The sequence below is a fragment of the Glutamicibacter sp. BW77 genome (genome assembly GCF_002332285.1).
Lineage (GTDB): Bacteria > Actinomycetota > Actinomycetes > Actinomycetales > Micrococcaceae > Glutamicibacter > Glutamicibacter bergerei.
The window spans coordinates 1-8,054 of the sequence record NZ_NRGT01000049.1 but is presented as its reverse complement, the minus strand read 5'-3'; the positions used below and the strand labels follow the sequence as shown (position 1 = coordinate 8,054).

4 protein-coding genes are annotated in these 8,054 nt (G+C 58.5%); all 4 read right to left on the bottom strand.

The window, feature by feature from the left end:
* A partial coding sequence (locus CIK74_RS06980) for an N-6 DNA methylase (protein ID WP_096255065.1) occupies positions 1-2,438 on the bottom strand: 2,438 nt, incomplete at its 3' end.
* Positions 2,435-5,650, bottom strand: a complete 3,216-nt coding sequence (locus CIK74_RS06975) for a DEAD/DEAH box helicase family protein (protein WP_096255064.1) — start codon at positions 5,648-5,650, stop codon at positions 2,435-2,437. The genes CIK74_RS06980 and CIK74_RS06975, both read right to left, overlap by 4 nt.
* A 5-nt stretch (positions 5,651-5,655) precedes the next feature.
* A complete protein-coding gene (locus tag CIK74_RS06970) occupies positions 5,656-6,891 on the bottom strand; it encodes a restriction endonuclease subunit S (RefSeq protein ID WP_096255063.1) in 1,236 nt (411 codons plus the stop codon).
* Positions 6,888-8,054, bottom strand: a 1,167-nt coding sequence (locus CIK74_RS06965; RefSeq protein WP_170947783.1) for an N-6 DNA methylase, incomplete at its 5' end; no start/stop codon positions are given. The genes CIK74_RS06970 and CIK74_RS06965, both read right to left, overlap by 4 nt.

Sequence of the window (8,054 nt, the reverse complement as noted above, 5' to 3'; positions counted from 1 at the left end):
ACTTGACTTGAAAATTTCCGGCTGGCCCCTTCCAACCGGTTGTAGAAATAGCTCGTGAACTGGGCACTGTCTGGTGCTCCCCGCAACTGCACGAATCGGCTTAGCGGCAGCGGAGACTGAGCCCCATCACGTACAAGATATAGCCCACCCTTCATCATCATGTCGCCAACGTTGAAGTCTTTTGCGGCGAATGGTGAACGTGTGCCGACTACAACTTCAGCGCTTTGAAGGTATCCGTCTGCGCTTCGATCGGCACCGCCAGCCCGAACGAGCAACAATTGCGACCACACGTTGCCTAGGAGTCCGCGTAGATCGCGAAGATCTGCAATAAGGGATTCGACCTGAGTTTTCAGTTCCTGCTCCGACAGAAAGCCTGTGTGACCCGACCAACGATTGCGCTTGCGGTTGAGGTCTTTGAACTTCTTGACGATGTCCGTCGAAATGAGACGTTCAATAGCTCCCCGGCCAAGGTCGGCGAAGGCACGTCTTATGCGCGCGACATCGTCGGAGTCTCCGTCCTCGAGTACTCGGCGTAGCTCCTTCGAGGCTTTCTCGACTATGACCACCCAAGTCGCGTAGGAAGCTCTTTCAACCCCAAGACGGTTATCTTGCAACGTCTTCCTAATTGAAGATTCAATCTCAACACTGTTGCCAGGATCACTGCGGCAGGCAGAAAGCAACACAGTCGCGTGGAAAGTCACTATTGCCTCCCAGGCGTGGAGGTAGGCACGCTGCTGTTCGATGGGCGTTTTGGCGATTTCAGCAGTCCAAAGCGCAGACGCAATAGGGAAAGGGAGTTGTTCCGCCCAAGCTGTCAAAGAGTCGTTAAAGGCGGAAGCCACCCTGCCCACGACATCTTCGGCGTTGTCCGGCACAGTCCAAATGCTTTCACGAAACCTGTTCAGATCGGCTTGGAACGACCCAAGCTGTTCGTCTGCAGATGCCAAACCAAGTTGTACATTGACCTCTGGCACAGGAACCAGAAGTTCGTCGGCCCACCGCATCAGAGACCCTGTGTCGGAGCGGACCGCTTTGAAGTGGCTTCCACAAGCACTATTGTCCAGCGCTAACTGCCGACTGGCCCGTCCTTGGTCAGAGTTGAGCCAGGCAACCAGAAATTCCGGCTGAACTGCATGGTCGTCAAGTTCGATCGCTAAGATTCGACCGGTAGATCCAACACCTTCGGGTGTTGATGAAACAAGCCCCTTCGCCGTAGTCGGCACGAAGAGACTCACTGCGTCGGTTTGACGTTCTGTTGCGTTATGTAGCACCGGTGCCGCCGCCAGCATGCTGCTGAGCCGTCGAGTGGGCCAATTTTTCGCTTCCATATCGGCAAGGACTGCGCGCGAATCGTCTCCGAAAAATCTGTTTGGGTCAAGGTCGAAGATCACCGTAGAGTCACCCTTCATGGATACCTCCGCGCCCGGACCATAGCGGGCATCCAAAAGGTGTTCATCAATCGGGGTGTCCTTGTGTGATGCAATGCTCCACGTAAGTGATTCACCGTTGCGTGTATGTCGCAGCAGTCGCGCGTCGCGCCTAATGAACTGACGGGTACTGATCATACGGTTACGTGGCCCCGGTTTCCCAGTTCGCAGTCCCGATTCGAATTCTTGAAACGCGGAGACTGGCATAGAACGGAGACGAGCCTCAGTGCTAAACAGCGTCTGCAAATCAGCGATCATTGCTCTCTGATGTCCAGACGGAGGTTTCGCGTTAGTAAAAGTCAACAGATAGAGGGGTATCGATGTGTTGAGGGCCAGCCCGTCAGGAAGCCTCGTCACCGACTCGAGGAGTCCCTCTTCAACGATGCGTTGCCGGACCCACGCGCTTTTGCCGCTTGAGCTCAACGCGCTCGGCGTCACAAGTGCGGCGACGCGGCCTCCGCCTTCTCGCGCCGGCCGCAGTTTCTCAAGTGCCAGCGAAATGAAGAGCCATGTGCTGTCATTCTGCTGCGGAAGACCAAAGCGGAACTCGCCGTGACGTTGCCGATCCTTCACGGCCGGAAGCGAGCGCCCCCAGCTCATCGCCCATGGGGCATCCACGATGATCAAGTCCGCGACGAAATCTTTGAAAGCGTCTTCCCCAAGGGAATCGCAAACAGCTACATCGGCATCGGTATGTGCCTCAAACCTGAGACGAGTCGCGGACGCCGCGGCCTCATTGATTTCTTGACCTCGATATCGGACTTCCGTGCTCGTCGACCGAAGAGCCTCGGCAAGGAGATGCCCTGCGAACCCCGATCCGGCTGCAGGATCCCAGATGTTCAGGGTCCTTTGATTCGAATCCAATCGAGCTAGAAGCCCCACTGCAAGTGCGCGCGCCAAGGACAGGCTTGTAGTGTTTTCAAGGCCATATCTGCTTCGGTCATCATACGAATACGGCTCACCAGCGGGTTGGCGAAGAGCATAACTAACAGCGGGGTGTTGCTGCTTCAAGATGCAGTCTCCTCGTTATCCAGATCTTTCATCGTGCGCAGCCGGCGTGATTCATAAAGGTACGTTCCGATAAGCCGGATGAAATCGTCGGCTCGATCGCTTTCCCCGGTGAGCGCACCGGTAAGCTTGCCGAAGGCACCCTCGTTGAGAACCGCAGCATCGGTGAGTGTCTCCCGCAGCTCCGGGGAGGCCATGAACTGGTCGAGCGCGTTGTGGTCGATCTGATCGGCGATACGCGGATCGTCCCCGGCCATGCCGGCAGCCGCGACCACGAAGCCCTCGATCTGTGGATCAGCAAACTCAGCACCGAACAACACGTTGATTCTGGCTACAATCTCGGACAGCAGCTCTTGCTGCGGATCCTGATTTGCAACATGGGTTCCAACGCCGGTAATGCCTGGCAAGGACGGCGTGTTCAGGGCGCCGGATAATCCGATATCCACAGCACCCTGTTTTATTTGCCGGACCCTGCGTAGTTCCAACCCTGATACGTCGACATCCCCACCCTGATCCTCGCTGGGCAGAATGCGTATCAGCTGGCGTAAGAACTCCGCAAGCTTCTCTAAATCACTCGTAGCGAAGTCCACAACCTGGGACATGAAATCGTACAGGCGCACGTACGAACCGCAGTCCTTCTTGAATGTGCGCAGCTCATCAAGAGCTTGATTGTCATGCTGATCCGAGGCGTCTGTCCGCCGGTTGACATACTCGTCCCGCGCCGGAGTTACCGCTGCCGCTAGTGCTGCGTGCGACTGCGTCCGCGACCACCACGCTTCGGCGTACCGCTCGACATCGGACGGCGTGTAGATCCGCGTCTGGGCAAGCTTTGTTGCCAGCCGGTGCACGAGGTTCGGATCGGTGGCCGTCTCGACGTGCGCCTCAGTGTAGTACTGCAGGAACGCCTCACGGATTTCTTCGGGGTCGTTGACGAAATCGAGCACGTAGGTGCGATTCTTCAGCTCGCCCGATGCAGCGCGGTAAGTGCGGTTCAGCCGAGAGAGGGTTTGCACCGCATGCACGTCGGGCAGCTTTTTGTCGACGTACATCGCGCACAGCAGCGGCTGGTCGAAGCCAGTCTGGAACTTGTCGGCGACGAGCATCAGCCGGTATTCGGGCCGCCGGAACTCGCGCGCCAGATCCGAGCCGAGCCCGGGGTTCATCGTCGCTTCGGTCACGTCGGCCAGACCGTATTCCTCGTCGCTGATCTTGTCGCTGAAGGCGACGATAGACTGATATCCGTAGCCCTTCTGCTTCAGGTACTTGTCCGTCTCGACCTTGTACCGCACTGCTGCCTGGCGCGAGCCGGTGACGATCATGGCCTTCGCATGCCCGTCCAGCAAGTGGGCGACATTGGCGCGAAAGTGCTCGATTATGATCTCGACCTTCTGCCCGACGTTGGACGGGTGCAGGTTGGCAAATCGCATGATCTTGCGTGTTGCGACCTTCGGGTCAACCAGCAGGTCTTCGCTCTCGTCGGTCCCACCGGCGGTGATGCTGGTGACGATCCCGTTGTCATCATGCTGCTCGATCTCGAAGGCGGTCTTGTAGGTCTGGTAGCCGCGTAGCACGTCGAGAATGAAACCCTCCTCAATCGCCTGCCTCATCGGGTACACGTCGAACGACACAGGCAAGCCTTCGTCGTTGTTACGCCCGAACAGGGCCTTGGTCTTGGTCTTCGGGGTAGCCGTGAACGCCAGCAGCGACACGTTCCGTGCTCCTGCGCGTGCGGCGGTCTCGGCGGCGATCTGCTGTTCCCTCGCGACGTCGGCCTCCACCACTTGGTTGACGACGTCCTGGCTGTCCAATTCCTCTTCGTCGGTGAGCTGTCCACCGTCGGTGAGAACCTTCTTCAAGTCTGCAGCGGTCTTGCCGGACTGCGAGGTGTGGGCCTCGTCGATGATCACTGCGAAGTTTCTGTCGCCCAGCGTCGTCTCCAGCAACCCCTTGACATACGGGAAGGTCTGGATCGTCACGACCACGATGAGGGCAGACCCGGTCAGCGCATCCAGCAATGCCCGCGACTTCGAACCGCCGGAGCGGCGCACAGCAGCGGAGTCTATGACGGCGACGGTGCCTACGGTGTCGTCGACCTGCTCGACCGCCTGCTGCAATTGGGCGTCCAGTACCCGGCGGTCGGAGACGATCAGGACCTTGTCGAACACCTTCGTGTTCGACGCGTTGTGCAGACGTGCGAGGCGGTGCGCCGTCCAGGCGATCGTGTTGGTTTTGCCTGACCCGGCGGAATGTTCGATGAGGTACCGATGTCCCGGCCCTTCTTCGGCAATTTCGTGGACGAGCCGATTGACGGCCCGCCACTGGTGGTAGCGCGGGAACATCAGCGCCGTGGAGCGCTTGATCCTGCCGGTGGCCGGATCCTCGTCGGCTTCGGTCTTGAGGAAGATCTGGGAGCCAAGGATAGATAACCAGTTATCACGCTGCAGGATCTGCTCCCACAGGTACGACGTGGCAGCGCCCTCAGGGTTGGCAGAATTGCCGGACGCGCCGGTATCTTCGTGCCCGCGGTTGAAGGGCAGAAAGTAGGTCTTCTCACCGTCGAGCTTGGTGGTCATGTGCACCTGGTCATCGTCCACCGCGAAGTGCACGAGCGCACGGGTACCGAAGCCGAGTAGCGGCTGACCCGCGGGGCTCCGGTCCTTGCTGTACTGGCTCACCGCACTGCGCCACTCCTGTTTGAAGAACGACTTCAGCTCACAGGTTGCCACCGGCAGGCCGTTGACGAAGAATACGAGGTCGATCGACCGGGAATCCCCTCGCTTCGGGGAGAAGTGCACCTGGCGGACCACGCGCAGTCGCACCTTGCGGTAGTTCTCCGTGACCTCGCGGTTCAGAGTGGCGGCCGGCTTGAACTGGCACATCCGCAGGTGCGCAGTCGCTCCGCGGGTGTGGGAGAACTTCCGGCGCAGCATGTTCAGCGTGCCGCCTCCCGAGCTCATCGGCGTGTCCAGACGGGACACGAGGGATGAGAGCAGCGCCTCGCGGTCCGCGGCTTCGGCACCGGTGCCGGCGCGCACTACCTTCGCGTACTCATCAGGCTGCGTCTCGCTTAGCCACCAGTGGATGTCCTCAGGCCAGACCGCGCGCTGAGTGTCGTATCCCCGGTCGTTCTCGCTGTACTCCCAGCCCTGCGCCGCCAGGTATTCGGCGATCTCGGTCTCAAACGCTTCTTCGCGTGTGCCGTCAGGTGATGACATCGTCCTCAGGCCCCCTTCCGTGCTGTGCGTACATCGAACTGTCCGGTCACTGCTGCCGTGATCAACGCTACACGGCGTTCCTTCGCCAGCGCGACGTGCTCCACAGCTTTGGCGATCAGTGCGTCGATGCTGGACGTTTTCTTTTCTAGCTGCGCAACGATCCTTTTTTGCTCGGGGATCGATGGCATGGCGATCCGTACTCGACGAATGTCATCTGTATTCAGCATCCCCTGTGCTGCTCCGCTCTCTGCACCCTTCTGCCTAATTTCTGAGTAAGTAGCCCGAAGAGCCCAAAGTAGGTATTCTGAGAGCCATTTATTCTTGTCCGGTGCGATATATGCCAAGTTCTGACTTAGAGTCGCCCGAATACGGCAAATCGTCGTCTTGCCTCGGGTAGGACCTTGTCCAATCAATCCGATAAGCAAATCGCCATGATTGACGACAGGCAAATGGCATTCTCGTACGGCTTGCTCCGTAATAAATTGATCCGCAGAATTGACCACAGGCAGATTAACCGCTGATGAAGTCAGCCACGGCACATCACCACTTGTCCAGTAGGCTTCGACATCACGTTTCGGAGTAGAGCCATTACCTACCTTCGTAGAACGGCCTATTTTATCAATGCGATAAGGTCCTTCAAATTGCGAAGTTTCGGTACGGACTACAGACACACGTCGCTCTCTCAACAGCCCGATGAACTCCACTTGCTTGGCCACGAGCGCGTCGATCTGGGCGGTTTCGTGGTCTAGGTAGTCGGCGATGACCCGTTGCTCGTCGCACGGTGGGAGCGCAAGCGGGATACGTTTCATGGCCGAGTACCTCGTTGACCAAAGATCAGCAACAATGCCACTTCCCCAGCGGTAGAACTCTTCCTGGAACGCTGTACTACGAAGCAGGTGGTGAGCGAACCGACCGTTGAGCGAAGCCCTTGGTGTTAGCACTGTGTATATGACCGAAACACTACCCTCTAGTTCTGATAGGCCAGCCGAGCCTTTGCGATCCGAACGTGAATTGATCGCAAAGTCACCAATGCGAACAAGTTTGCGGTGCGCGTTGTTATCAGTCTTCGCCACGTGCTCCATTTGGGGAACCACGCCCCCTCGCGTCACCGATAGCGGCGGGAAGTCAGAATCGCTAACAGTCTCAATACGTTCGTCGAAATGGGTACCTAGCGGAGCAACTGTCCATCGAGAAGGCGTATTGGCGATCCAAGACATAGGGGAAGTAGCGGCATTACTCACGCCTCCACCTCGCGGAGCAGCTCCATAATCTCGCCGACGACGCGCTCAAGATCGGCGTCGATCTCCGCCAATAGCCTTGGAGGCTCGTAGGTGTAGAAGTGCCGGGTAAACGGGATTTCGTAGCCGGTCTTTGTCTTGTTCCAGTCGATCCAGGCGTCGTCGACGTGGGGCTTCACCTCGGCCTCGAAGTACGCCTGTCCAGTCTCCTTAAGTGCTTCATGCGTCTTGGGATGACCACCCCAACCAAAGGGAACGTTTTCGGTGTCGCGCAGCGCCGGGTCGGGCTCGATGTCACCTTTGTTCTTCCCCGTTGAGACACGGCAGTAGTCGGCAGTCTTGTCGTTGACTCCGAGAGACTGCCATAGTGTCTTGCGCTGTGCAGTGGTCAGGACGAGCCCCTGATCACCGAGGTGCTTGCCGAGCTCTTTGTTGAACTTCTCGCGGTTGAGGTACGCCTCGTCACCGAACGCCTCGAGCGCTTCGACGAGTCCATCGATCTTGCCGAGCGTCTTGTGCTCGGTCACGGCGCTGATCGTCTCGGGGGTGCATTGGAAACGCAACTGGAGCGGACGCTCGACCGTGACCGTCCAGTAGGCGAAGTCACGGTTTGAGAATACTTTCACCGGCACAGCGGACGTGTCGTCCTCGTTCTGAGTCCCGGCGAAGGCTTTAACGATCGCCTCGCAGTTCTTCTCCGAGATCTCGACCCGCTTGGAGCCAATGGACTTGCGCAGCTTCGAGCCCAAACCGGTGGCGTCGATGAGCTGGATCTTGCCTTTCCGATCGTCGGGCTTTGCGTTCGAAAGGATCCACAGGTAAGTTGCGATACCCGTGTTATAGAACATGTCGCTCGGCAGCGCGATGATGGACTCGACGAGGTCGCTCTCCAGCATGTGACCCCGGATCTCTGAGGGACCCGACCCCGCACTGCCGTTGAACAGCGGCGAACCATTGAGGACGATGCCGGCCTTGCCACCACGACCAGTTTCGTCGACGTCGCGCATCTTCGAGGCCACGTGCAGCAGGAACAACATCGCCGCATCTCCGACTGACGGCAGCCCCGGAGCGAAGCGGCCCTGTCCCCCGCGCGCGTGCTCGTTCTTAACCTCCGACTCAACGGCCTTCCAATCGGTGCCGAACGGCGGTTCCCTGCATTGTTCGCA